We start from the raw sequence: 25,570 nt of genomic DNA, 5'->3' as shown, positions 1-25,570 counted from the left end.
AAAAGGGGTAGGTATATGGGATATTATGATCAGCACTATCCACCGAAACGACGAAAGAAAAAGAGCGGCTGGCTTGTGCCATTGCTGCTTGGTGCAATCCTTGGTGTTTTGCTTGTAACAGTCGCACTTCCTGCACTTGTAGATACAGGTATTTTAAATAATGTAGAGCAACAACAGAATGAGCAGAGTAGTGCAAATGATTCTAGGAATAAGAGTAGCGGTCCAAAAGAAATGGTGAATGTAGATGTGTCATCACAAATTACGGAAGTCATCAACCAGGTAGCACCAGCAGTTGTTGGGGTGATTAATATTCAAAGTCAAATGGATTTTTGGCAACAACAGGAGGAAAATAGTCAAGCTGGTGAAGGTTCTGGTGTCATTTATAAAAAGACAGATGGAAGTGCATTTGTAGTCACGAATCATCATGTTGTAGAAGGTGCGGATACAGTTGAGGTTGTATTATCTGATGATACACATGTAAAAGCAGATTTAGTGGGAACAGATCTCTTTTCTGATTTAGCCGTTTTAAAAATGGATGGAGACCAAGTAGAACAAGTTATCGAAATTGGCTCTTCGGCAAATGTGAAAACGGGTGAACCTGCTATTGCAATTGGCAATCCACTTGGGCTTATGTTTTCAGGGTCGGTTACCCAAGGAGTCATTAGTGGCACCGAAAGAACCATTCCACAAGATTTTAACCAGGATGGACGAGCGGACTGGCAAGCAGAAGTAATTCAAACCGATGCAGCCATTAACCCAGGTAATAGTGGTGGTGCGCTTATTAATATTCGTGGGCAACTCATCGGAATAAACTCGATGAAAATTAACCAAACAGCAGTAGAAGGGTTAGGCTTTGCCATACCAATTGATTCTGCACTGCCAATTATAGAAGAACTGGAAACAGAAGGAAAGGTTACAAGACCTTATTTAGGCGTAGAAATTTACTCCTTAGAGGAAGTACCACAAACAGAATGGGATAGTACTTTAAGTCTTCCAGATAATATTAAAGGCGGCGTATATGTATGGAGTGTAGAACCGCTATCACCTGCTGATCGAGCTGGGCTAAAACGGTTAGATGTAATTACAGAACTAGATGGCAAGAAAGTAATGAATATGATTGATCTTCGAAAGATTCTTTATCAAGAAAAAGAAGTAGGAGACGAAATAGCTGTCACTTATTATCGTGATGGCAAAAAACGCGAGACAACGATTCAACTAGGAGAGCAAAATTAACCAAAAGCAAGGTTTGCCCACATTGTGGATAACCTTGCTTTTGGTGTTTTATGAGTGCAAAACAGTTATCCACATGGTGAATAATTGAAAAAAGAGCGCCTAGCATTAGGTGCTCTTTTTTTACACGATAAGAAAGTATAAAGGGGAGAGTCTTAGCATTTTTATATCGAAGAACAATTTACGGTATATCGTATAACTAAGCTTTTCTAATATAGTTATCCGTAAAAAGGCAGATGAACAGGGATGACGATGTTCAGCAGCTTATTTAAAAATAGTTATAATAGCAATTTTACTAGTTAGATTTTATTTCTTCTCAGGTCCAGAGAAGTTTTTCAAGTTCCTTCATCATTCAACGATCAAGACCAAGGAATAGTTAAACTTATCCACAGGCATGTCGTTATTATGCACAATTTGTGAATAACTTTTAAGAAGAAAATCAATATATAGTATGTGAAAAAAACAACAAAACAAAATAGCTGCGAACATTTGTGCATATGTGGATAATTTTGTGGATGAACACAGCTTTTCAACAGCGTATGCCCCAATTATACACTAGTTATCAACAGTTGAGGAGAAATAGCATTACAATTTTTTCTTATTCCAAATAACCAGTAATAAAACGAACATAACAATATCTAATCTTGCTTCGAATAGAAAGGGGAGTACCCCTTGATGGAGTAAAGTGGGTAGTTTGGTTAAATATAAAGCGACAAGCATAATTAAAATTAGTGGTGGTACGGCTAAGTGGAGATAGAACCTTCTAGCGATCAACATTCCGCAAGCAACTTCTACAATGGCAACGATAAACAAGGCTAACTCCGGAAAAGGAAGCCCTAATTCGGCAAAACGTACTTTAAAATCGCTAACTACGAGTTTCATCATCCCCGATGTTAAAAAAACAAACGCTAGGCAATAGCATATCCACGTAAATAGCGGTTGGCTTAACTGCTTTTCCATCGATATTCCCCCCTTCTTATTAAAGGTAGAGACGCTTACATGTAGATCAATTCATTATATGCAAGAAGAAGGACAAACTTGCCAAGCATTATGCTTCAACGTATAATTCCTTTATACTTATTAGGAAAGCACAAAATTATAGTATAAGAAAAACGATAGCTTACGCCATAAAGACCAATAAGCACAGTTTTTCTAATATAAAGAAAGGGATGGGCAAAAAGGATATGTTACGACGATTTTTCTCCTATTACAAGCCACATAAACGTTTATTTGCAGTAGATTTCACCTCTGCAGTTATTGTAGCGTTATTAGAGTTAGCATTTCCTGTTGCTGTGCAGTATTTCATTGATGACTTACTACCAGGTAATGATTGGGATGTCATTATCGTAGTTAGTGTGCTACTTCTACTCGTCTACTTGCTGAGTACTGTATTGCAATATGTAGTTACTTACTATGGGCATAAGCTAGGAATTAATATAGAAACGGATATGCGTCAGGAATTGTTTCATCATGTTCAACGGCAATCATTTCGCTTTTTTGATAATACGAAAACCGGCCATATTATGAGTCGCATCACAAACGATCTATTTGATATTGGAGAACTGGCACATCACGGTCCGGAAGATTTCTTTATTTCGTTCATGACCTTTATCGGTGCGTTTATCATCATGTTTACCATTAATGTAAAACTTGCTTTCATTATTTTATTTGCAGTACCAATATTGATTTTTCTCATTGCATTTAGCAATATCCAAATGAATAAAGCATGGACAAAGATGTACGAAGATATTGCAGGTGTCAACGCACGCGTAGAGGACGCAGTTTCAGGTGCTCGTGTTGTTCAATCATTTACGAATGAAGCACATGAAATGGAGCGATTTACGAAAGATAATCATAGCTTCCGCAAAGCAAAGGTAAAAGCATATCAAGTTATGGCAATTGTACATTCTAATATATACATGCTCATGCGTCTCATTACACTTTTGGTGTTAGTCGTTGGCGCTTGGCTAACCTTTCAGAATGAATTGTTGATTGGTGAACTCGTTAGCTTTGTTTTATTCGTCAATGTACTCTTTACGCCTATTCAAAAAATTACCGCATTATTGGAATTGTATCCAAAAGGGATGGCAGGCTTTAAACGTTTTATAGAGCTGTTGGATATGGATCCAGATGTGCAAAATAAATACGATGCACAATCTGTAGCTTATTTACATGGGAATATTTCCTTTCATCATGTTACTTTTACATATGAAAAAACGCAAAAACCGGTTTTAAATGATTTGAGTTTTCACATTCAAGCAGGCGAGACAGTGGCTTTCGTTGGTCCGTCTGGAGCAGGGAAAACAACGATCTGTTCTTTAATTCCAAGGTTTTATGATGTGAATGCGGGAAAAATTATGATTGACGGTATGGATATACGTGATATGACGAAGGAGAGTTTGCGTCAGCAGATTGGAATTGTACAGCAGGACGTCTTTTTATTCACAGGGACACTACGAGAAAATATTGCTTATGGAAAGCTTGATGCGTCAAATGAGGAAATTGAATTAGCTGCACGTCGTGCCCATATGGAAGAGTTTATTCAAGAGTTGCCACAAGGGTTTGAAACGCAAGTTGGTGAAAGGGGATTGAAGCTATCAGGCGGGCAAAAACAGCGCATTGCAATCGCAAGGATGTTTTTAAAAAACCCACCTATTTTAATTTTAGATGAAGCTACGTCTGCACTAGACACGGAAACAGAGATGATTATTCAAAAGGCGTTAACAGAGCTGGCCAAAGATCGTACAACACTCGTAATTGCGCACCGATTAGCTACGATAAAAAATGCAGACCGAATTATGGTTGTTACGAAGGAAGGGATAGAAGAAGAGGGGAGTCATGAGCAATTGTTGGAGCGTGATGGTATTTTTGCGCATTTACATCGGGTACAAATGCGTTAATAGATTTCTTTCTGGAAAAGAGCATTGCTAATCTCTGTTCTTCTTTACACTATAGACTGTAAAATGAAAGGGTTATTGTGTAAGCAAAATATGGCTTTGGTCGTAAAAAAATGACGAGAAGTAAAGGTTTCTAAAAAGGATACATGTGAATGTTATAATTGCTTTTCAACATATGTTTGCTTGTTTCAATTGTTAATAATTGATGACAATTTCTATTTTTATGCTATATACAGTTTAATTCTAGTAGGCTAGAGGTATAGGCATTATGTAAGAATAAAAGTAGAGAGGGATTTACGATGGAGCAAATGGACCAAGCGACACAGGCATACAATTTGCCAAGAATTGGTGAAAAAGCACCTGACTTTACTGCAAAAACGACCCATGGTGACATTTCTTTAATAGATTATAAGGGAAAATGGGTTGTATTGTTTTCGCATCCAGCTGATTTCACACCCGTATGTACCTCTGAGTTTGTAGCTTTTCAAGAAGTCTATGACCAACTACGTGAGATGAATACAGAATTAATTGGCTTAAGTATTGATAGTGTGAGTTCGCACATTGCTTGGGCGAGAAATATTGAAGAAAACTTTAATACAACCATTGAATTTCCGATTATTGCTGATTTGAATCAGAAAGTTGCTAGGAAATATGGGATGATTATGCCCGAATCCGATGGCACAGAAACGTCACGAGCGGTATTTGTCATTGATGATAATCAAACGATTCGTGCCTTAATTTATTATCCATTATCAACAGGGCGAAACATGGAAGAAATTGTCCGACTTGTGAAAGCATTGCGGACAACGGATGAGCATGGAGTTTCAACTCCTGCAAATTGGCAACCTGGTGATAAAGGAATTGTTAAACCACCGCAAACAAAAGAAGAAGCCAATGAGCGCATGAATAATCAGGAGTATGATTGCGTAGATTGGTACTATTGTAAGAAAGAAATTAATTAATAAGGCAGTGGATAGCTCCCTAGCTGCATAGCTGGGGACACTTTTCAGGATTGTATATTTGAATATTCGCAATATATTTAATTAGAAAGGGGTTTATGTATGTATCTAAACTATTTTTATGAAACTTCTTTAGCTCAAGCCTCTTATATGGTAGCTTGCCAAGCTACTGGTGAAGCAGCTGTTATTGATCCGGCTAGAAATATAGAGGGGTATTTAAAAACAGCTAGAGAGCAAGGTTTTCAAATTGTTGCAGCAGTGGAAACACATATTCATGCTGATTTTGTATCGGGAGTTACAGAACTTGCACGTAGAACGGGGGCAAAAATTTACCATTCCATAGAAGGTGTAGATAATGGGGGCTATGAATGGAGTAGCGACTTGCCTGTAAAAGGTTTACGTGATCAAGATACCGTCCAATTAGGGAAAGTACAGCTGCGAGCAGTCCACACCCCTGGACATACACCGGAGCATATGGCTTATGAATTAATCGATGGTGCTGTTGCTGATCGGCCAATGGGTATATTTACAGGTGATTTTGTATTTGTAGGCGATGTTGGCCGTCCTGACCTGTTAGAGAAGGCAGTAGGCGTAGTAGGATCTGCCGAAGAGGGAGCAAGACAGATGTTTAGCTCTATTCAGCAGTTTAAAAAGTATGCGGACTATGTACAAATATGGCCTGGCCACGGATCAGGAAGTGCTTGTGGCAAGGCTCTTGGGGCAGTACCGACAAGCACAGTGGGCTATGAACGATTGTTTAATCCAGCTTTTCAACCAACCGAAGAAACAGCTTTTATCAACTTGTTATTGGATGGACAGCCAGAACCACCTGCTTACTTTGCAAAGATGAAGGAAGTAAACAAAACAGGTATGACACCACTTCAGCAAGTACCATCACCGGTAGAAATGCAGCTTACTGGTGACGAAATAGCCGAATTAGCACAAGATAACCAGACGATGGTAATTGATACACGGAGTATCCAAACATTTGCTACTGGAAGTATCCCAGGAACAATTAATCTTCCTTATCCTGATATGTTTACCGAATGGCTCGGTCGTTTAGCAGATTATGAAAAAACGATATACCTTATTGCAGAGCCACATCAATTTGCCCCTTTACGTAAAATAATGCTTGGTATGGGGATGGATAACTTAAAAGGATTTTTTGCTACGTCTGTCATAGATAGTGCATCTGAGAAGCTAACCTATGATACGCAATCCCCATCTGTAGTTGACAAGAAAAGAGAGCGTGATGATGTTCAAGTGTTGGATGTCAGGTATATAGATGAATGGGATGAAGCACATATTCCAAACGCCAAGCATATTCCGCTTCCAAAATTAGCAGAACGTGCGGATGAATTAAATCCAAAGAAGCCTGTTGCTGTCCATTGTCGCTCAGGAAAGCGTTCAGCGATTGCGTCAAGCATGTTAATAAATCAAGGATTTGACGTTATTAACGTGGAAGGCGGATTTATAGACTGGGAGCAACAAAATCTGGAGACAACGAAAGATAAAATAAAAGAGGGTTAAGGGTGGTGACCCCACAAAGTTAGAGTTTTTATTATGCAGCTGTTTGGCTGGTTTGAGTTCGGTATTGTACTGGACTTAAACCAGCCAATTTTAACTTTATACGTTCATTATTGTAGTAATCAATGTAATCCTCAATTTTTCGCTTTAGCTCTTCATAAGACACTATTTTTTCCCCATAATACATTTCTTGCTTTAGAACGCCAAAAAAATTTTCCATTGCCGCATTATCCGCACATGTTGCTTTTCTAGACATACTTTGAAAGATTTTGTTTTTCTTTAATGTTTTCATCCACTTGTTATGTTGATAGTGCCAACCTTGATCAGAATGAATCGTTGTTCGATATTCAGCTTCATTTTTAATAATTTTTAGTGCTTGATTTAACGGTGCTATAACGAAATCTAATGTTGGACTGTTAGAAATACCATAGGATATAATTTCACCATTATATAAATCCATTATTGGACTTAAATACAGTTTTTGATCTTCGGTACATTTAAACTCAGTCACGTCTGTCACTAGTTTTTGAAGGCGAATGGATGTATTAAATCTACGGTTCAAGCGATTTTTAGCCACTTTTCCAACCTTACCTTTATACGATTTATAGCGAGATTTACGTGTGAATTTCACGCACCTTAAACCCATTTCATTCATAATTCGCTGGACTTTTTTATGATTTATTACATAACCTTGGCTTTTTAACTCTAAATAAATACGACGATATCCGTATTTACCCTCGTGCTTTTGAAAAAGCTCAAGGATGATTTCTTTCCACTCTTTATCTGGATCTTCTTTCTGTAATTGCTTCATATGGTAATGATAAGTCGCCTCTGGAATACCCACAATTTCTAACACATCTTTTAATTTGAATCCTTCTTCTTTGAGTTCGAACGCCAACGCTGCTTGTGCTTTTCGAGGAAGGCGTTCGGATTCTCCTGAAAAGCTTTTAACTTTTTTAAATAGGCATTCTCTAAGCGCAGAAGTTCATTTTCGCGTTCTAACAGTTCTTCACGAGATAACTCTTTTTCTTGTTTCGCTGGTTTAGCTTTATGATTTTTAGACATAGGAGGCCGTCCTTTCGATTTATCTTGCAGGCCCTCTATACCTTCATTCCAGAAAATTCTGTACCAGTTCGCAATTAATGTGGGATTGTTCATCTTAAAAACAATCGCGGTATCTTGATAAGAAGCGCCTGTCCTTTTCATAAAGTTTAATACATCTAACTTAAATTGAACAGGATAAACTTGTTTAGAATGCTTCCTGCGTAGCCCGTCCTCACCAAATTCTTTATAAGCACGAACCCACCTCTCAATTGGTGATTGGCTTGGAATACCATGTTTTTTCGCTAGCAATCCATAGCCCAAGGAATTTTCAAGATATTCTTTTACAATCATCAATTTAAATTCATAACTATATTTAGCCATATAAAAACACCCCAAAAGTCAGATTTTCACTCTAACTTTTGGGGTGCGGCACCAAGCCCCCTCTTTTTTGCATTATATATATGACATGAAGAACGGCCAAAAGTTGAAGTTGACAAAAGCATAAATGGGCTGTAAAATGACTGATAATCAGTCATTAAATAGGTGTATGGAGGTGAGGGGATGGATAATAAAAAACAGAAGATTGTTCAGTCTGCCATTCATGTTTTTCAAGAGAAGGGCATTGAAAAAACAAAGGTATCCGATATTGTGAAAGGTGCAGGTGTGGCTCAAGGAACCTTTTATTTATATTTCCCATCCAAATTAGCAGTCATGCCTTCCATCGCTGAAGTGATGGTGCAAAAGATTGTAGAGGCGATGAAGGAAGAGGTAAACGTTGAGCAAGCATTTATTACACAATTGGAACAGGTCGTTCATGTTGCCTTTAAAATAACAAACGATTATCGAGAAATTTATGCGCTTATGTTTGCTGGGTTGGCTTCCAGTCAATATTTAAGTGAGTGGGAGAAAATTTATGAACCTTATTATGCTTGGATGCAGGAGTTTTTAAATCAACCTAAAGCTACCGCTATGTTGCGTGAATCAATCAATGTAGAGGCAACAGCAAAATTATTAATTGGATTAATTGAAGCAGCAGCTGAACAATCTTACTTGTTTGATAAACATGATGAAGAAAAAGCAAATCAGAAAAAGAAAGAAGTATTGGATTTTGCTAAACATGCATTATGTCAATAGTTTGGCAAAATAGGTATAGAAAGAACTTTCTGTACTTTAGAATGACGTATAAGCAAAACGAGGCCTATCGCCATATGAAATTGGTGGTATTCCCAGTTTTGAATATACAGCTTGGTGTTAGCCAAGTTTTTCTTGCACTATAATGACTGATAGTCAGTCACGAGGGAGAAGGAGTATTGAAATGAATAAATCATGGATCTATGTTGTATTGACAAGTGTATTTGAATTAATTTGGATTTATGGCTTTAACACGGCATCTACGTGGTGGCATTGGGTATTAATTATGGGTGCTATTTTACTAGACTTACATTTCTTATCCAAAGCGTGTGAAGGGATTCCAACTGGAACGGTATACGCTATCTTTGCGGCAGCTGGAACAGTAGGAACGGCGTTAATGGATGTTTATATATTTGGAGGAAGCTTAAATATGGGGAAAATTTTCTTTATGTTCTTGTTAGTTTTAGGTGTCATTGGTTTGAAATTATTTGATGCACCAGAGCAAACAACGAAGCAGGAGGTGCGTTCATAATGGGTTGGCTTCTAGTAGCATGTGCTTCTGTGTTTGAAATCATCGGCGTTTTAGGCTTGCGGTTATATAGTCAAAATAAGACCGTCGCGAATGGGCTGTTGTATCTTGGAGGATTAGGCGCATCGTTTGCTTTTCTCTATGCCTCTTTTTCTCATTTGCTTGTCAGTGTTGCTTATTCCGTATTTATGGGAGTTGGGACAGCTGGAGCTGTATTGATGAATATGATTTTCTTTGGGGAATCAACAAACAAGCTACGTGTGTTTAGCTTAGGCTTAATCATCATTGGCGTCGTTGGGTTAAAAGCAATATCGTAAAGTGAAACATCACAATGCGGTATACGCTTTTTCTACGATCCTTCCAAATTATAGTCACACTTAATTTATTCTAGAATATAAAATAATATCAAATTTTTCTTATGTTTTAAAAAAGGCGTTGACTTTTCTTGGAAAAAGATATAATATATCAAGCAATATATGCAAAGATTATTTTCAGCGAGACTTGGTAATTCTATATTATCTTGGAAACAGATTTTTAGAATGCTTTGTCTAACTAGTCATCTGATAGGTAAGAGGGGCATAAGATAAAATGGAACATTGCTCTTCTTACCATTTGAAAAAAGAGCGTAATTCTTTTTCATTTCAGTGCAACATGAAGGTGATTTAACCTTCAGTATCGTTAAGAATACATGTAGGAGGGATAGTTTTTGACACGACAAATACTTTCGTATCAAAATTTTACTGTCGACCCTTTTCAAGATTTCAGCCCTACTGATGATACAAAGGGTGCTTTCACGATTTTACGTTGGGCGTATGATCTGTATGGAGATTCCATTGTATATGCATGCAGCTTTGGTGCAGAAAGTATGGTACTCATCGATTTACTATCTAAGGTGAAGTCAAATGCGAAGATTGTCTTTCTAGATACAGGGTTACATTTTCAAGAAACGTACGATCTTATTGATGAAGTAAAGAACAGATACCCTGATTTGCGAATTCATCTAAAGCAACCTGATTTGACCGTTGACGAACAGGCCGCAAAGTATGGCTCAGCGTTATGGAAGCGGAAGCCAGATCAATGTTGTTTTATTCGTAAGATCAAACCGCTTGAAGAGGTGCTTGACAATGTGCCTGCTTGGATTTCTGGACTTCGCAGAGAGCAGTCATTAAGTCGGAGTAAAACAGACTTTGTGAATAAAGATGAAAGATTTAAAAGTATTAAAGTATGCCCATTGATACATTGGACTTGGGGTGATGTCTGGAATTACATTTTACAACGAGAATTGCCGTATAATGAACTGCATGATAATAATTTTCCGAGTATTGGGTGTATCCCTTGTACATCACAAGTAACAGAATCCGATGATTTGCGTGCAGGAAGATGGACGGGGCAAACGAAAACAGAATGTGGTCTGCATACAAATAATGACGACAGGAATTTGAGATGATTTGATAAAGCGTCTTTTTTATTTCACCTAATTCCTAGTATTTTAATTGGTATACTAAGCATTTAATGTGCATATAGAAATTAAGGAGGTGAGCATGTTGTCGTTGAATGTGATAAATAGTCCATTTAATCAAAAACAAGTTGAGCAATTAAGTCGTTTATTACCAACTTTAACGGATAACCAAAAGGTTTGGCTAAGCGGCTACCTTTCAGGAGTGATGTCTAAAGAAGTACAGCATACTAGTAGTTCACCCCCGCAAGTAGATAGTAAGCCAATGCCTGCTAGTACATCCACAAGAAAAGTAACGGTACTATACGGTTCAGAAACAGGAACAGCTCGCTTATTAAGTGAAATGATGGCTGAAAAACTAGATGTAGCTAATTTTATGGTGACCTTGTTAGCTCTTGATGACTTCAAAACAAGTAAATTAAAAAAGATGGAGGATTTATTAATTATAACGGCAACCCATGGGGAAGGTGATCCGCCAAATAATGCGATATCTTTTTATGAATTTCTTCATAGTAGAAAGGCACCTAAATTGGAACAATTGCGTTTTTCTGTGCTGTCACTTGGTGATACGTCGTATGAATTCTTCTGTCAGACTGGAAAGGATTTGGATAAACGTCTAGAGGAATTAGGTGGAGAGAGATTATATGAGCGAGTAGATTGTGATTTAGACTTTGATGAACAAGCAAACTTGTGGATGGATGGTGTTCTAGATGTTTTAAAGCATTCATCGGATGTTGTTGACCATCACGCGCTTTTAGATCAGAAAAAGGACGGAATGGTCGTTTCCGAGCAAGCTGTTTTTTCAAGAACAAATCCATTTATGGCAGAGGTTGTAGAGAATATAACGTTAAGTGGACGTGGCTCTCAAAAACAAACGCACCATCTAGAACTATCTCTTAAAGGCTCAGATTTCACCTTCAAGCCAGGAGATAGTATAGGAATTTATCCAAAAAATGACCCGAAATTAGTAGAGCAACTCTTAACGGAGCTCACATGGGACGCGGACCAAAGCCTAGCTGTGAATAAGCAAGGAGAAATAAGATCATTACGTGAAGCATTGCTATCTCATTTTGAAATAACCGTTTTAACAATACCAATGTTAGAAAAGGCAGAGAGACTGTTTGCAAACAGCGCATTAAGCGATTTTATAAAAGCAGGCAATAAAGAAACATTAACCGCTTATATAAAGGGAAGAGATGTTCTAGATTTAGTGACTGATTTTCCACCTGAGAAGCTGGAGCCAGAGGAGTTTGTGAGCATATTGCGGAAGCTTCCAGCCCGACTTTATTCTATCGCCAGTAGTTACAAAGCAAATCCAGATGAAGTTCATTTAACGATTGGAAAGGTCCATTATGTTACCCATGGACGTGAGCGGTTTGGAGTTTGTTCGGGGCAAGTTTCCACAAGAGTGGAAATAGGCGATAAGTTGCCCATATATATACAAAAAAATCCTAATTTTCAATTTCCTAATGATCCGCAAACGCCAGTCATTATGATTGGGCCTGGTACGGGAGTGGCGCCCTTTCGTTCTTATTTGGAAGAGCTGGAGGAAACGAAAGAGAAGCAAAGAACATGGCTTTTCTTTGGCGAACAGCATTTTTTATGTGATTTCCTCTATCAAGTAGATTGGCAAAAGTGGCTAAAAGCAGGCGTGCTTTCGAGGATGGATGTCGCATTCTCAAGAGATACCGACCAAAAAGTATATGTCCAACACAAGATGCTTGAAAAAAGCAACGAATTTTATAATTGGTTAAAAGCTGGTGCGGCTGTTTATGTATGTGGCGATGAGAAGCATATGGCGAAGGATGTGCATCAAACGCTGGTGACTATATTAAAGCAAGAGGGTGACATGAGCGAAGAAAAAGCCGAATCCTATTTGCAGCAAATGCGTCTAGAAAAACGTTATCAGCGAGATGTGTATTAATTGATTCGTTGCGATTCAGAGTGATGTGTTGGTTAAAAAAGGTATGAGTGAATGGAGGGAGTTCAACGCAATGTCAAAAGAAAAAGATGATCTGCATGAGAGATCTTTAGATGATATGGAGCGAATAAAGAAGCGCAGTAATTTTCTACGGGGAACGATAATGGAAGGACTTGTAGATCCAATCACGGGGGCAATTTCGGATGATGATAATAAATTATTAAAGTTTCACGGCAGTTACCAGCAAGATGACCGTGATTTACGAGATGAACGAAGACGCCAAAAATTAGAGCCTGCCTATCAATTTATGATTCGGGTACGTGTGCCGGGAGGGATTGCTACACCGGAACAATGGCTGGTGATGGATGAACTTGCTGATAAATATGCAAACGGGTCCATTCGTTTAACGACAAGGCAAGCATTTCAACTGCATGGCATTTTGAAATGGGATTTAAAAAACACAATAAAAGAGATTAATCATACACTTATGGATACATTAGCCGCTTGTGGCGATGTCAATCGAAATGTGATGTGCAGTACCAATTCGTATCCATCAGCAATCCATCAGGAAGTGCAGAAATGGGCGCAAGCAATCAGTGACCATCTCTCACCAAGAACGGGAGCATATCATGAGATTTGGCTAGATAAAGAAAAAGTGGTTGACTCACGAGACGAAATGGAAATAGAACCCATTTATGGATCAACTTATTTACCGAGGAAATTCAAAATTGGGATTGCAATCCCCCCATCAAATGATATTGATGTATTCTCGCAAGATCTTGGTTTTATTGCTATTCAAGAAGCCAATAAGCTAATAGGTTTTAATGTTTCCGTTGGTGGTGGTATGGGAATGACACATGGAAATACCAATACGTATCCCCAATTAGGGCGGGTGATAGGCTTCTGTTCTCCTGATCAAGTGATTGCTGTAGCAGAACAAATTGTTACAATTCAGCGGGACTACGGAAATCGCTCTGACCGAAAGAATGCTAGATTTAAATACACCATTGATGCAAGGGGAATAGATTGGCTACAACAGACACTATACGAACGCTTAGGTTGGGAATTGGAAGAGCCAAAAGATTATCAGTTTAAAAGTAATGGCGATAGCTATGGGTGGAAGGAAGCAAATGATATGTTGCATTTTACATTATTCATTGAAAATGGGCGTGTCAAAGATACAAGGGATTATCAACTCCGAACAGGGCTAAGAGAAATTGCTAAGATTCATACGGGAGACTTGCGTTTGACCCCTAATCAAAATCTAATTATTGCCAATGTTACGAAACAGAAGAAGGATCAGATGGAGCAACTTATTCAAACGTATAAACTAATAAATGGCGGTCAACTTAGTGGTTTGCGGCGTAATTCGATGGCTTGTGTAGCTTTACCGACATGTGCTTTGGCAATGGCAGAGTCAGAAAGATATCTACCTTCCTTCATTGACAAAATAGAAGCAATTCTTCAAGAAGCAGGTCTCCATCAAGAAGAAATTGTGATCCGTATGTCAGGATGCCCAAATGGTTGTTCACGACCAGTTTTAGCTGAGATAGCGTTTATAGGTAAGGGACCTGGCAAGTACAATCTATATCTGGGCGGAAGTTTTACTGGGGAACGATTAAGCAAGCTCTACAGGGAAAATATAGGAGAAAAAGAGATTTTAGACACACTAAAACCAATTATAACGCAGTATGCAAAGGAAAGGTTAGACGGGGAGCATTTTGGAGACTTTGTTATTCGAACAAATTATGTAGAAGCCGTATATTCTGGATTGGATTTTCATAAATAATGGGGGTTGTAGGTGATGGTGAAAGAGGTGGAGGGAGTTATCGGAAAGGTATATTTGGTAGGGGCAGGGCCAGGGGATCCTGATTTAATTACGATCAAGGGTGTCAAAATCATCAGTCAATCAGATGTTATTTTATATGATCGTTTGGTAAATGAACAATTATTAGCTTACGCACCAGAACAGACAACACGTATTTATTGTGGGAAGCGTCCAGATCATCATGCATTAAAACAGGAACAAATTAACCAATTACTTTGTCATTATGCAAGTCAAGGAAAGGTAGTTACGAGATTAAAAGGGGGAGATCCTTTTATATTTGGCAGAGGAGGAGAGGAAGTTTTAGCGTTAAGAAAATATCAAATTCCGTTTGAAATTGTACCAGGAATCACGTCTGGATCAGCTGCGCCAGCTTATGCGGGAATCCCTTTAACCCACCGTCAAATTAGTTCCTCTGTGGCTTTTGTATCGGGTGTAACTAGGGCGGAAGAGGATAGTGAAGCATATTGGGAACATCTTGCGAAGGGCACAGATACTTTATGTATCTATATGGGGGTTAAAAACCTCTCCGACATTTGTAAGTATTTAATTCGTTATGGTAGAGATGCGATGACACCAATTGCCGCTATCTACTATGGAACAACACAAGTACAACAAACGGTCACGGGTACGTTAGAAACAATTGCATTGAAAGCAGAACAGATCAAAAACCCTGCGATGCTTATTATTGGCGAAGTTGTTCGGTTGCGTGAGCACATACAGTGGTTTGAAGAAATGGCAAGTGAAGAAAGCGAGCCGCTCGGTGCTGTAATCAGTTCGTGAAAAAAGGGGGATATCTTATGCAAGGCGTACTTTATGTAAGTCATGGAAGTCGTTATGCTGATGCTAAGGAAGAGGCAGTGGCATTTCTAGAAGTAATAAAAGAACAAATAAATGTCCCTTTACAAGAAGTCTGTTTTCTCGAATTGGCTTCTCCTAATATGAAGCAAGGAATAGCTAATTTGGTAGCTCAAGGGGCGACCAGCATCGCTATTATACCTGTCCTATTATTACAGGCAGGTCATTATTATCAGGATATTCCACAGGCGATTGCACAACAAAGGGGATTATATCCAGCTATTGCATTTTCTTATGGTCAGCCTCTCGGTGTACAGGATCGAATCATTCACCTATTAGCTGAGCGCATGGAGCAAGCAATTGCAGAACAGAGACCAGATATGAAGGTACTGCTAGTAGGCAGAGGTAGTAGCAATCCACAAACGGTCATAGATATAGAAACGATTGTACGAAAGCTGAAAAGAATAACAAAACTAAACCACATCGAAGCCTGTTATTTAGCGGCATGTGAACCGTCTTTTGATAAAAAACTGCAAGCCGTTGTTACAGAGAAAAATTCGCAAATCGTCATTATCCCATATATCTGGTTCACCGGATTTCTAATGCGACATATTCATCAAAAGGTTGCAGATATGGAGCTTAATGACAATGAAATCGTTGTTTGTCAGCAGCTAGGCCAGCATCCTGTGATGCAAGAAGCATTGAAGGATCGTGTTATAGAGGCAATATCGTAAAACGAACAGCACAAAAAGGATGTGATACAAATGGCGCGTATTCCTTTAATGATTGATTTAAAAGAGAAGCAAGTCGTCATTGTTGGTGGAGGCACCATAGCGGCAAGACGAATAAATACAATCAAGGAAAGTAATGCTCCAATTACAGTTATTAGTCCTACGATTAATCAAGCAATTCGAGCGGATTGGGAAGCAGACCTTCTTATATGGCGACAAAAGACATTCGAGGCTACGGATATTCCACAGGCTATGCTCGTTATTGCAGCTACAAATGATCCATCTGTGAACCAATTCGTATGTGAGTCGGCACCGACGGGTTGTCTCGTAAATAATGCTTCGGATGCAGTAGGAAGCCCTGTTCATTTCCCTGCTCATTTCAGGCAAGGAAGATTATCTATTAGCATTTCAACGAATGAAGCGAGTCCAATGCTAGCAGCAAAAATGAAGCAAGAGCTTGAATCTATCTATAACAAAGACTATGAAGACTATGTAGAATTTTTATACCAAAGTAGACAGCTACTGAAACAATCCACATTGGAGAAGCAACAACAGAAAAAACAATTACAAGCGCTTGTTTCTGATGAATTTCTTTGTAAAGATAAACAGCTTCAAGCACTCCAGTCGCTGAAGCAGATCGTAGAGGGAGTGGATGCTAGTGAAAGGGTTATGTAATAAAAAAATAGGTATAGCTGCTACACGAAGAGCAGAACAGATAGCTACATTAGTACAAAAAAATAACGCTATCCCTGCGATTTTTTCTATCCAAGGCGAGCAAGTATTGGATGAGGCTATATGCGTGGAAAATATTTCCTGTTTATTATCAGAGCCGTTTGATCTTATTATTTTGACAACTGGGATAGGCGTAGAAAGCTTAGAAAGGGTTGCCCAAAGTCAAAATTGCGATGCCGATTTTATTCAGAAGCTAGGGCGCACAACACTAGCCGTTCGCGGTAGTAAAACACTTCATTGGTTAAAAAAGCATGCGATTTCCCCTACGTTTATATCACAAGATGGTACCATGGAAGACTTAATATCGACACTTGCTCATGCTGACGAGCAGGGGAAACGTGTATATATCCAAGCGTATAATCAAGACGATGCGTGGTTACAAGCCGCATTAGAGCATTTAGGCTACAGCGTTTATTTGGCAAAACCTTATTATTATCGGCAACCAGAAGCAGAGATCTTAACTGCTTTAAAAGCTGCGATTATAGATCAATCACTTGATGCAGTCATTTTTACGAGTAAAAAACAGGTTCAGAATCTGTTCCAATCTCTCTCTAATGAAGAACAAAAGCAGGTGGTAGCTGCATTTCATAAGCTTGTCTTAGCTGCAGCAGTTGGGAAGGTAACCGCACAGGAATTAAAAAATTATCATATTCAAAACGTTTTTTATCCAACAAAACCAAAAATGGGTCGAATGGTCATAGAAATGAACCGTTATTACGAACAGCACGTTGTTTCGTAAATAGAGTTTTTTTCATAGGGTTTTCTGTCTTTCCCATTAAACAAGGGGTTGAGCGAAGTATCTGAGTGATTGGGCTTTTAGGTACTGGTTGTTTGTTGTCATCAATGATCCAGCTCGTTTTACAGATCTTAATCTGATAAATAGGAATAGGAGGGAGTTTCATTGCGATCAACAACGGAAGATGTGAGTAACATTCCACATGGGGGAAAATTAATTCAAAGGCAAGTGAATTGTGAAGAACGGGATATGTTTTTACAAATCATAGGGAACTTAAAAACAATCACATTAAATCGTTGGCATGTATCTGATTTGGAATTGATAGCAAATGGAGGATTTAGTCCTCTGATTGGTTTCATGGGCAAGTCTGATTATACGAGGGTGGTAGAAGAAATGCGTCTGGAGGATGGAACGATTTGGAGCATCCCTATCACGCTAGATGTAGAACAAACGCAAGCAGAAACATTAGAGATAGGTGAGCAAATTGCTCTTGTAGGGGAGGACAATGAGGTTTATGGTGTCTTAGATCTTACTGAAAAGTTTCACTACGAAAAGGAAAAGGAAGCAAAATTAGTGTATGGCACCACCGATCCTGAACATCCAGGCGTGAGAAAAGTTTATGAAAAAGGGGAAGTATATGTAGCTGGACCTATTCGGCTCCTACAAAAGAAATCAAATAATCCATTTGCTAATTATCAGCTCGATCCTGTGGAAACAAGGCAATTATTTAAAGATTTAGGCTGGAAAACGATTGTTGGCTTCCAAACGAGAAATCCAGTCCATCGTGCCCATGAATATATTCAAAAATGCGCATTAGAATCGGTTGACGGTCTACTACTTAATCCCTTAGTAGGAGAAACAAAATCGGATGATATTTCACCTGCGATTCGAATGAAAAGCTATGAGGTGATTTTAGATAAATATTTTCCCCCAGATCGAACAAGACTAGTTATCTATCCCGCAGCGATGCGTTATGCTGGTCCAAGGGAAGCAATATTACATGCGATTGTCCGAAAAAATTATGGTTGCACACATTTTATCGTTGGGCGAGACCATGCAGGTGTTGGCGATTTTTATGGCACTTATGAAGCACAGGAGTTGATTCGTCAATACGAAGCAGAGCTGGGAATACAAATATTTGCTTTTGAACATGCCTTTTACTGCACGACATGCGAAAATATGGCAACAAAAAAAACATGTCCGCATGATAAAACTTACCACGTGCATTTAAGTGGAACGAAAGTACGTGAAAAGCTACGTAATGGTGAGCATTTGCCAAAGGAGTTCTCGCGACCAGAAGTAGCAAAAGTTTTAATAGAAGGCTTAAGACAACGTTAAATAAAGGAAAGATTACGTATGTCGTATGAAATGATCGTTGTTGCTGTTGTAGTATGTGGCATGATTGGTACGCTTATTATGGATATTGCTCGTCCAGTCATTATTGTGTTTACTGCGTTAACCATCTTGTTAGTAACAGGTATTTTGAAGCCAGAGGATGCATTGGCTGGTTTTTCAAATGAAGGAATGCTTACCATTGCTCTTTTATTTGTAATAGCGGGTGCGATGCAGAAAAGCGGTATGATTGAGGTTATCATGAAAGGTTGGCTCAATAAAAGTAATCGTTTTATAGGTGCTATGATTCGTGTGCTTATACCGACATCTGCCCTTTCTGCCTTTTTTAATAACACACCGATTGTTGTTACCTTCACACCTATGCTTAAAAATTGGTGTGAGGAGCATCAAATTGCACCATCTAAATTCTTAATTCCCCTTTCCTATGCAACTATTTTAGGCGGAACAATTACATTGATGGGAACGTCGACGAATCTCGTTGTGCATGGCATGCTAATAGATTACGGGTATGATGGATTTTCCCTCTTTCAGTTAGCAGTTATTGGTATTCCCATTACCGTTGTCGGGCTTACTTATTTGATTGTCATAGGGAGATATTTCTTGCCTAATCAGAAAGGGTTTCAACAGCAGGTAAGAAAAGGTTCTAAGGAGTATATGGCAGAATTAATCGTAGAGAATTCATTTCCAGGGATAAATCAGACGGTAAAAGAGGCACGATTAAAAGAGTTAAAGGGGATTTATTTATTAGGGATTGTCCGTGATAAAGAACGCGTATTCCCGGTTCGCTCGACAACCAGAATTCAAGCAGGAGATCGTCTTATTTTCACCGGTTTGATTACGGCATTAACCGGGGTGCAAGTAACGAAAGGGCTAACATTAAGCATGGGAAAGCCTATGGATGTTGATGAATTAAAAAAGGCTCACTCAACCATTGTAGAAGCTGTAGTGTCGCACCAATCTTCTTTACTTTATCAATCCATTAAGCAAGCGAAGTTTCGATCTTTATATGATGCTGGAGTTATCGCAGTTCATCGAAATAATGAACAGCTCCAATCCAAGATAGGCGATATCTTGTTAAAGCCAGGGGATCATTTATTATTGCTAGCAGGAGCTGATTTCATTGACAAGTATCAGCAGTCGGAAGATTTTTATGTCATTATGCCATTTCATTGCATGCATATGGTTCATCGGCCTTCCTTTAAAGGCTGGCTAACCATCCTTATATTTTTAATCATGATTATACTCATCACCATCGGCGTGCTAAGTATGTTTAAAGCAATGACCATCGTCGTTGCTGTTATGCTAGCAATGAAGGTAGTTACGATGGAAGAAATAAAAAAATATATTCATTTTGATGTCTTGGTGCTTATTGCCTGTTCCTTTGGTATTGGGATAGCGACGATGAAGTCTGGTCTTGCCCCTTGGATTGCTGATGGGATAGTAACTGTAGGAAAGCCGCTGGGTTTATTTACCTTACTGTTACTTATTTATATCGTAACGAATGTATTTACAGAAATCATTACGAACAGCGCGGCGGCTATTTTGATGATTCCAATTGCCTTTGAGATGGCGGAAACACTGGGTTTAGATCCAATGGGTTTTGCAGTAACGGTGACGATTGCCGCATCTGCTAGTTTTATTACCCCAATTGGTTATCAAACAAATCTCATTGTATATGGTCCTGGTGGTTACACATTTAAAGACTATGTGAAAATAGGGACACCATTAAGTATCCTCGTTATGTTCATTACGGTAATTATTGTATACTTTTGGTGGTTTTAGGAGGGAGAAAATGAGTAAATCAAAGCATATTTCTTGGCATGGTTCTCTAGTAACAAAGGAAATGAGACAAAAGCGAAACAAGCATAAAAGTGCTGTACTTTGGTTTACAGGGTTATCTGGATCTGGAAAATCAACGATCACCGTAGAGTTAGAAAGAAAACTTTATCAACTAGGTATTCACACGTATCGGTTAGATGGCGATAATATTCGCCATGGGTTAAATAAGAATCTTGGGTTTACCGCAGAGGAACGATCAGAAAATATACGAAGAATTGGCGAAGTATCAAAACTGTTTATTGATGCAGGGGTGCTTGCATTAACTGCTTTTATTTCTCCGTATCGAGATGATCGAAATTTGGTAAGAGCGCTGTTACCAAGTAATGAATTTATTGAAATATACGTGAAATGCCGTTTAGAAGTATGTGAAGAACGCGATCCAAAGGGGTTGTATAAAAAAGCACGAGCTGGTGAAATTGCAGGCTTTACTGGTATTGATGCACCTTACGAGGCGCCGATTTCTCCTGAGTTAACCATTGATACAGAGAAATTATCTGTGGAAGAAGCAGCGCAACGGGTTATTCACTACTTGTTGGAAAAGGAATATTTAACAGTATAAGTCTATTGTGAAAATAATGACCGTTTAATTAGAAGAGGCTAGTACTACGTATACACGAAAACTCACTGAAAAAGCGTTGGAGAGTGATTCTAGGTCTGGCTCCAACGCTTCGTAATAGGGCTTCCTATTCGTAAAACATGTCATTTCAGCGGAGTTCGATACTTGGAGGGTAATTGTACTTTGGTCTTACAGTGAATTTATCATACTCCCAAGAATAGTTTTTTGTTACTAAAACGAACAGACTTCCAGTTTGTTGCCGAAAGGATCGTAGAAAACAAAAGAGCTCATACTATCATATGTTTCGATTGCTTCTACCGTAACGCCCTTATTTCGCAAATGGCTGTGCGCTGTTTCTATATCTTCTGAGAAAAAGTTAAAATGCGGTGGACGATTGCTTTCATAGGTTGTATCTGCTTTCCATAAAGTAAGCGGTGTCTCTCCTACCTTTAGAACGATACGATTGTTTGTAACGTCTTCGAATAGAACTGGTAGCTCCAGTACTTTGGTATACCAATTTTAAGCTGTTTCTAAATGAGGAACGAGCACAAAAACCGTGTCGATTCGTTGAAATAGCATTAAAAAGCCCCTGACGAAATACTTTTTTTCACACGATAGGAAAGTATTTGATTTTTACCGTTTATCGTATAAGGAAAAGCAATGGCTTGTCGCCAAATAGATTGCGATAGGCCCCAGCCTGTCTCATGCTCAGTAAAAATAGCACTATTGCAAATGATCAACTTGGTTATAATCTTTTATATGCCAAGTTTGTTCTTTCAAATGGATATTGCTCATACAACCATTCATCAGCGATGTTTTCCCTGAGCCAATTTCCCCATTAGAAACTTCAGCTAAAATAGCGTTGATAACAGCGCCATGAGCAACTAATAACACACGCTGCTGCGGATATTGTTCGTTTACCTTCTCAACTCCAGCCATTACGCGTTGATTAAAATCTACCCGTTCTTCCTGGTTAGCGAAATGCCCACTTGGATATCTATGTTTTCTTTCTTCCATCGTTAGTCCTTCTGCATCACCGAAAGAGCGTTCCTTAAAATCATCCATCTTTATTATTGGCAAATGTAAGTGCTGATTTATAATGTCAGCAGTCTCTTTTGCGCGAAGTAAAGGACTACAGATTAGAATATCATAATCATGAGCATGTAAATATTCCCCACATGCCTGTGCTTGCTCTCGCCCAGTGTCATTTAGTGGAATATCTGTTTTCCCTTGCAGCTTGCCTTGTTTATTCCAATTCGTTTGTCCGTGACGAATAAAACAAATCGTTGTAATGGTTCTTCTCTCCCTTATCTATAGCACTCACGCTTATTATAGCAAATAAAGCTTGATACGAACAAAGGCATATGTGATTGGTATGTGTCAAGTTTTTCTCTACATAGTTACAATCCAAATATTTCCATCACTCTATTTATGTACACTTTTTTAACAATTGTTTATAAATGCATAAGCAAACTGTAACTAGTGACCGCTGGGAAAAACACTACACTAACTGGTTATTCTATAATGGAGCTCCTTTCTCTTTATTGACTAGAAATTAGCTCTAATACCTTCCGCGAGAAATATTTTACACATACAAAGCAAAAGTACAAGTTTTGCTGTAAAAAAGATTTCGCAATAAGCCAATGGTTTCTAAAGGCTATCATACAAAAAGAAACATCCCTTCATGGAGTATTTGCTTCTAAGGTTGAATAATTTCGTATATTTCCTTTGCTACATGCTAAAAATGGTACAAATGATGTTTGGGTGATGATTTCACGTGGAATGGAACACTATCCGTGATGGTAAAAAGATTTGAAGGAGGTAGACAGAATATGAAACCAGAAAACATGCAAAAAGGTAGCACACCACGCCAACGTCAAAGTCGGCAGCCAGGGTTGGAATCAGAGATGCATCCATTACCGCATCAGCCGCTAGAGTATAAAGGTTCCGAGAAATTAGCAGGCAAAGTCGCGTTAATAACTGGAGGAGATAGTGGCATTGGGCGTGCAGTTGCCATTCTATATGCAAAAGAAGGTGCTCATGTAGCTATCTCTTATTTGGATGAACACGAAGATGCAGAAAAAACAAAAGAACTCGTTGAAGCTGAAGGAGGTAAATGTATGCTACTTCCTGGTGATATTAAGAGTGCTACCCATTGCCAGAATCTTGTGGAAAAGACGGTAGAAGCGTTTGGGAAAATTAATATTTTAGTTAACAATGCTGCGATTCAATTTATACACGAGGACATATTAGATATATCCGATGAACAAATGGAGGATGTATTTCGAGTTAACTTCTTCTCTCAATTTTATTTAACGAAAGCAGCAGTTCGCCATATGCATGTTGGAGACTCCATTATTAATACGTCGTCCATAAATGCCTATAGAGGAAATCCAATTTTAATGGATTATTCGGCAACGAAGGGAGCAATTACTGCATTCACACGTAGTATTGCACAAAGCTTAGCTAAAAAAGGAATTCGTGCTAATTCCGTTGCCCCTGGTCCAGTTTGGACACCACTTATACCATCCTCTTTTGATGAAGATGGTGTAGAAAATTTTGGTCAAGATACCCTAATGAATCGACCTGGTCAGCCGTCAGAACATGCATGGCCATATGTGATGTTAGCTTCAGATGAGGCTTCCTATATGACAGGACAAGCTATTCATATTAATGGCGGAACGTGGACGTCCTCTTAATGAGGCTAGTATATGGACAAAACAAAAACAGTCCATTAAAAACGAATAATAAATAGCTCATTGGTATACGTTTAGTGAAGTCAAGATTGCAGGATGAGCACGAGTTGCAGATGCCATAAGAAAACGACTTTTGTTTTCCGAAGAAGTAGATGTTGTATTAGCGGAAAGTGAACGATGTTAAGATAGCGATAAAAGCCGAGCAATTATTATTTGATTGTTCGGCTTTTGTATAAAGACCTGATAAACCACGCTAGAAGGTTACCTATCTTTTTTACAAGTTTGATTTGTCAAATTAAGCGAGACAACATGCTTTTATCAAAATCCTGACCGACATAATCTATGAAACACTCCATTGGTGTTTTGTATTTCAATGATTTCCTTGGTATGTTATTCCGTCGGAGTGCAACCTCAGAAATATACTCTTGTGACACAGGATTAAAGTCCATTTCTTTTGGTAGCCCATTCTTTCTCAGAAGACCGTTGGAATGCTCATTTAGCCCCCTTTGGGATGGCGTTCCAGGATCTGCAAAATAAATATCAACATCTTGTTCATTGCTGATGGATTTCCAATTGGAAAACTCTTTCCCGCAGTCAAAGATAATGGACTTAAATAAGTGTTTTGGTAATCGCTCAAACCATTGATTGAGCGATGTTTCAATATTGGTTGCCTGTCTACCAGCTGGTTTAATTGCGATGATGCATTTTGTTAAACGCTCAACAAGCGTGATAACAGCGCTCTTGTGATGACGTCCCACAATGGTATCTCCTTCTAGATGACCAAATTCTTTCTTGTAATTTGGGTGATCGTGATCACGATCAAGGATGGTGCGGCGAAATTTTTGTTTTCCTCTTCTTTCCTGGTGACCATTTGGTTTGCGTTTGCCTTGCATAGGTAAATCATTTTGGTTAAATTCGCCTGATGAAAACTTTCGATAAAGCGTGCGCATGCTGCAGGAGATAGTCTTTTCGTTTCGTCCGATTATTACATCAGGCGTCCAGCCATCGCGGACTTTTTCATGAATATAGGCTTTTTCGTTAGGTGTTAATTGAATCTTTTTACGACCACATGTCGCTTTATTCGCTTGATATTGTAGATAAACGTCTATCGCAGTAAGTCCTTCTTTCAGTTGTCTAATAACACGATAAACAGCTTCATGGCCACGCTTTAATTTATTGGCAATTTTTCGACCAGAAAGGCCGAATTCATGATATTCCTCTATGAATACCAGTTCTGTTTTGGTAAGATGGGTGTAGGACATGTCAGATACACTCTCCTTAACTTTGGTTGGTTATTCGTTGAGTATATCATGACATGTCTTTTTTGGTGTCTCGCTTAATTTTACAATCTAGGAAGATAAAAAAATATCAAATTTGGGGATTTTAGTTTAAGAAAAAACATCTTTGGATATGATATCAGTCAAGTTTTTCTAACAAGCACGCTTGTTACGTTCATTCTTGAATAGCTGGCACCGTTTTTTATCTGCTTTCTGTTAAAATATGTGCTTATTTTAGTATAAAATTTGTTGCTTTGGCATGCGGATTCAACGAAATAGCCCCGTCCGGCTCCAGCGCCCAACAACTAGGCGACTTCACTCCATTGCCCTAAG

The 25,570-nt window shown here is 38.7% G+C and carries 22 protein-coding genes and 2 pseudogenes; 18 read left to right on the top strand and 6 right to left on the bottom strand.

Annotated elements, in window-relative coordinates:
- The first annotated feature begins 15 nt into the window (after positions 1-15).
- On the top strand, positions 16-1,233 hold the full coding sequence (locus tag B2C77_RS01380; protein ID WP_077702043.1) for a S1C family serine protease: 1,218 nt from the start codon (positions 16-18) through the stop codon (positions 1,231-1,233).
- 582 nt (positions 1,234-1,815) lie between these two features.
- On the opposite strand, the gene B2C77_RS01375 is transcribed toward B2C77_RS01380, so the two are convergent.
- Positions 1,816-2,190: a DoxX family protein gene (locus B2C77_RS01375; RefSeq protein WP_077702042.1), complete on the bottom strand. Its 375-nt coding sequence runs from the start codon at positions 2,188-2,190 to the stop codon at positions 1,816-1,818.
- 224 nt (positions 2,191-2,414) lie between these two features.
- Here B2C77_RS01375 and B2C77_RS01370 point away from each other — a divergent pair, with 224 nt between their 5' ends.
- The 3 genes from B2C77_RS01370 (at position 2,415) to B2C77_RS01360 (ending at position 6,616) form a co-directional block, all read left to right on the top strand.
- Positions 2,415-4,130, top strand: coding sequence for an ABC transporter ATP-binding protein (locus tag B2C77_RS01370; protein ID WP_077702041.1), 1,716 nt, complete (start codon positions 2,415-2,417; stop codon positions 4,128-4,130).
- Between the two features lie 296 nt (positions 4,131-4,426).
- A complete protein-coding gene (locus B2C77_RS01365; protein ID WP_077702039.1) occupies positions 4,427-5,089 on the top strand; it encodes a peroxiredoxin in 663 nt (220 codons plus the stop codon).
- 99 nt (positions 5,090-5,188) lie between these two features.
- Positions 5,189-6,616 (top strand): MBL fold metallo-hydrolase, encoded by a 1,428-nt coding sequence (locus tag B2C77_RS01360; protein ID WP_077702036.1) that lies wholly within the window; start codon positions 5,189-5,191, stop codon positions 6,614-6,616.
- A gap of 31 nt (positions 6,617-6,647) precedes the next feature.
- Here the strand turns inward: B2C77_RS01360 and B2C77_RS01355 are convergent.
- Both B2C77_RS01355 and B2C77_RS01350 read right to left on the bottom strand, forming a co-directional pair.
- A pseudogene (locus B2C77_RS01355) lies at positions 6,648-7,514 on the bottom strand (IS3 family transposase); the annotation flags it as partial.
- Positions 7,475-8,038, bottom strand: a complete 564-nt coding sequence (locus B2C77_RS01350) for a helix-turn-helix domain-containing protein (RefSeq protein WP_077701823.1) — start codon at positions 8,036-8,038, stop codon at positions 7,475-7,477. The gene B2C77_RS01350 and the pseudogene B2C77_RS01355, both read right to left, overlap by 40 nt.
- A gap of 180 nt (positions 8,039-8,218) precedes the next feature.
- On the opposite strand from B2C77_RS01350, the gene B2C77_RS01345 reads away from it, so the two are divergent.
- The 13 genes from B2C77_RS01345 (at position 8,219) to cysC (ending at position 21,267) form a co-directional block, all read left to right on the top strand.
- Positions 8,219-8,791 (top strand): TetR family transcriptional regulator, encoded by a 573-nt coding sequence (locus B2C77_RS01345; protein WP_077702035.1) that lies wholly within the window; start codon positions 8,219-8,221, stop codon positions 8,789-8,791.
- A 181-nt stretch (positions 8,792-8,972) separates the two neighbouring features.
- Entirely contained in the window at positions 8,973-9,320 is a 348-nt protein-coding gene (locus tag B2C77_RS01340; protein WP_077702033.1) for a DMT family transporter, read from the top strand.
- On the top strand, positions 9,320-9,634 hold the full coding sequence (locus tag B2C77_RS01335; RefSeq protein ID WP_073010466.1) for a DMT family transporter: 315 nt from the start codon (positions 9,320-9,322) through the stop codon (positions 9,632-9,634). Before B2C77_RS01340 ends, B2C77_RS01335 begins: the two co-directional genes overlap by 1 nt.
- 389 nt (positions 9,635-10,023) lie before the next feature.
- Entirely contained in the window at positions 10,024-10,764 is a 741-nt protein-coding gene (locus B2C77_RS01330) for a phosphoadenylyl-sulfate reductase (RefSeq protein ID WP_077702031.1), read from the top strand.
- Between the two features lie 97 nt (positions 10,765-10,861).
- A complete protein-coding gene (locus B2C77_RS01325; protein WP_077702145.1) occupies positions 10,862-12,697 on the top strand; it encodes an assimilatory sulfite reductase (NADPH) flavoprotein subunit in 1,836 nt (611 codons plus the stop codon).
- A 70-nt stretch (positions 12,698-12,767) separates the two neighbouring features.
- Positions 12,768-14,483 carry an assimilatory sulfite reductase (NADPH) hemoprotein subunit gene (gene cysI, locus B2C77_RS01320; protein WP_077702028.1) on the top strand — a complete coding sequence of 572 codons (1,716 nt, stop codon included), beginning with the start codon at positions 12,768-12,770 and terminating at the stop codon, positions 14,481-14,483.
- Between the two features lie 39 nt (positions 14,484-14,522).
- Positions 14,523-15,302, top strand: coding sequence for a uroporphyrinogen-III C-methyltransferase (gene cobA, locus B2C77_RS01315; protein ID WP_077702144.1), 780 nt, complete (start codon positions 14,523-14,525; stop codon positions 15,300-15,302).
- Positions 15,303-15,319: 17 nt separating this feature from the next.
- Positions 15,320-16,051 (top strand): sirohydrochlorin chelatase, encoded by a 732-nt coding sequence (locus tag B2C77_RS01310; protein ID WP_077702026.1) that lies wholly within the window; start codon positions 15,320-15,322, stop codon positions 16,049-16,051.
- A gap of 30 nt (positions 16,052-16,081) precedes the next feature.
- Positions 16,082-16,723, top strand: a complete 642-nt coding sequence (locus B2C77_RS01305; RefSeq protein ID WP_077702024.1) for an NAD(P)-binding protein — start codon at positions 16,082-16,084, stop codon at positions 16,721-16,723.
- Entirely contained in the window at positions 16,707-17,519 is an 813-nt protein-coding gene (locus B2C77_RS01300; RefSeq protein WP_077702021.1) for a uroporphyrinogen-III synthase, read from the top strand. The genes B2C77_RS01305 and B2C77_RS01300 overlap by 17 nt, the downstream gene beginning before the upstream one ends.
- Positions 17,520-17,681: 162 nt before the next feature.
- Positions 17,682-18,854, top strand: a complete 1,173-nt coding sequence (gene sat, locus B2C77_RS01295) for a sulfate adenylyltransferase (RefSeq protein ID WP_077702018.1) — start codon at positions 17,682-17,684, stop codon at positions 18,852-18,854.
- A gap of 18 nt (positions 18,855-18,872) precedes the next feature.
- The gene (locus B2C77_RS01290) at positions 18,873-20,651 is read left to right on the top strand and encodes an SLC13 family permease (protein ID WP_077702016.1); all 1,779 of its coding nucleotides are present in this window, start codon (positions 18,873-18,875) and stop codon (positions 20,649-20,651) included.
- A 10-nt stretch (positions 20,652-20,661) separates the two neighbouring features.
- Entirely contained in the window at positions 20,662-21,267 is a 606-nt protein-coding gene (cysC, locus tag B2C77_RS01285) for an adenylyl-sulfate kinase (protein ID WP_077702015.1), read from the top strand.
- A gap of 228 nt (positions 21,268-21,495) precedes the next feature.
- On the opposite strand, the pseudogene B2C77_RS22450 reads toward cysC, so the two are convergent.
- Together B2C77_RS22450 and B2C77_RS01275 are read right to left on the bottom strand one after the other, a co-directional pair.
- A pseudogene (locus B2C77_RS22450) lies at positions 21,496-21,771 on the bottom strand (VOC family protein); the annotation flags it as partial.
- 216 nt (positions 21,772-21,987) lie between these two features.
- Positions 21,988-22,557 (bottom strand): histidine phosphatase family protein, encoded by a 570-nt coding sequence (locus B2C77_RS01275; RefSeq protein ID WP_077702010.1) that lies wholly within the window; start codon positions 22,555-22,557, stop codon positions 21,988-21,990.
- Positions 22,558-23,096: 539 nt separating this feature from the next.
- Here B2C77_RS01275 and B2C77_RS01270 point away from each other — a divergent pair.
- Complete coding sequence (locus B2C77_RS01270) at positions 23,097-23,963, top strand: SDR family oxidoreductase (protein ID WP_077702007.1); 867 nt, start codon at positions 23,097-23,099, stop codon at positions 23,961-23,963.
- A gap of 287 nt (positions 23,964-24,250) precedes the next feature.
- On the opposite strand, the gene B2C77_RS01265 is transcribed toward B2C77_RS01270, so the two are convergent.
- Positions 24,251-25,222, bottom strand: a complete 972-nt coding sequence (locus B2C77_RS01265; RefSeq protein WP_077702006.1) for an IS30 family transposase — start codon at positions 25,220-25,222, stop codon at positions 24,251-24,253.
- Positions 25,223-25,570 lie beyond the last annotated feature (348 nt).

The organism is Virgibacillus dokdonensis (assembly GCF_900166595.1).
GTDB lineage: Bacteria > Bacillota > Bacilli > Bacillales > Amphibacillaceae > Virgibacillus > Virgibacillus dokdonensis.
This window is presented reverse-complemented; position numbering and strand designations above follow the sequence as displayed.

Bases quoted from the DNA above. Each gene is read 5' to 3' on its own strand.
- B2C77_RS01270 (WP_077702007.1), top strand. From the start codon at position 23,097: ATGAAACCAGAAAACATGCAAAAAGGTAGCACACCACGCCAACGTCAA.
- B2C77_RS01375 (WP_077702042.1), bottom strand. From the start codon at position 2,190: ATGGAAAAGCAGTTAAGCCAACCGCTATTTACGTGGATATGCTATTGC.
- B2C77_RS01290 (WP_077702016.1), top strand. From the start codon at position 18,873: ATGTCGTATGAAATGATCGTTGTTGCTGTTGTAGTATGTGGCATGATT.
- B2C77_RS01350 (WP_077701823.1), bottom strand. From the start codon at position 8,038: ATGGCTAAATATAGTTATGAATTTAAATTGATGATTGTAAAAGAATAT.
- B2C77_RS01365 (WP_077702039.1), top strand. From the start codon at position 4,427: ATGGAGCAAATGGACCAAGCGACACAGGCATACAATTTGCCAAGAATT.
- cysI (WP_077702028.1), top strand. From the start codon at position 12,768: ATGTCAAAAGAAAAAGATGATCTGCATGAGAGATCTTTAGATGATATG.
- B2C77_RS01370 (WP_077702041.1), top strand. From the start codon at position 2,415: ATGTTACGACGATTTTTCTCCTATTACAAGCCACATAAACGTTTATTT.
- B2C77_RS01310 (WP_077702026.1), top strand. From the start codon at position 15,320: ATGCAAGGCGTACTTTATGTAAGTCATGGAAGTCGTTATGCTGATGCT.
- B2C77_RS01305 (WP_077702024.1), top strand. From the start codon at position 16,082: ATGGCGCGTATTCCTTTAATGATTGATTTAAAAGAGAAGCAAGTCGTC.
- B2C77_RS01345 (WP_077702035.1), top strand. From the start codon at position 8,219: ATGGATAATAAAAAACAGAAGATTGTTCAGTCTGCCATTCATGTTTTT.
- B2C77_RS01360 (WP_077702036.1), top strand. From the start codon at position 5,189: ATGTATCTAAACTATTTTTATGAAACTTCTTTAGCTCAAGCCTCTTAT.
- B2C77_RS01335 (WP_073010466.1), top strand. From the start codon at position 9,320: ATGGGTTGGCTTCTAGTAGCATGTGCTTCTGTGTTTGAAATCATCGGC.
- B2C77_RS01265 (WP_077702006.1), bottom strand. From the start codon at position 25,222: ATGTCCTACACCCATCTTACCAAAACAGAACTGGTATTCATAGAGGAA.
- B2C77_RS01380 (WP_077702043.1), top strand. From the start codon at position 16: ATGGGATATTATGATCAGCACTATCCACCGAAACGACGAAAGAAAAAG.
- cysC (WP_077702015.1), top strand. From the start codon at position 20,662: ATGAGTAAATCAAAGCATATTTCTTGGCATGGTTCTCTAGTAACAAAG.
- B2C77_RS01340 (WP_077702033.1), top strand. From the start codon at position 8,973: ATGAATAAATCATGGATCTATGTTGTATTGACAAGTGTATTTGAATTA.